We start from the raw sequence: 263 nt of genomic DNA, 5'->3' as shown, positions 1-263 counted from the left end.
ATTCTCGGCGTGCTGCCGCTCGCGATCAGTAACGGCGCGGGTTCGGCATCGCAGCACGCGATCGGCACGGGCGTGATCGGCGGTATGGTCACGGCCACGTTCCTCGCGATCTTCATGATCCCGATGTTCTTCGTCGTGATCCGCGCGAAGTTCGCAGGCGAGAAGGAAGACGCCGACGTCGCGCTCCAGCACTACGAAGAGCACCACGCGCACGACCATGACGACGATAACGCCGGTGGCGCGGGCGGCAACGGCGGCAACGG

General features: G+C 65.8%; 1 protein-coding gene. It reads left to right on the top strand.

Annotated features, from left to right (window positions below):
• A partial coding sequence (locus SB772_RS42170; RefSeq protein WP_410838794.1) for an efflux RND transporter permease subunit occupies positions 1–263 on the top strand: 263 nt, incomplete at both ends.

It is taken from the genome of Paraburkholderia sp. SIMBA_030, from assembly GCF_046535245.1.
Lineage (GTDB): Bacteria > Pseudomonadota > Gammaproteobacteria > Burkholderiales > Burkholderiaceae > Paraburkholderia.
The sequence above is the reverse complement of the archived record's forward strand: the minus strand, read 5'-3'. Positions and strand labels throughout refer to the sequence as shown.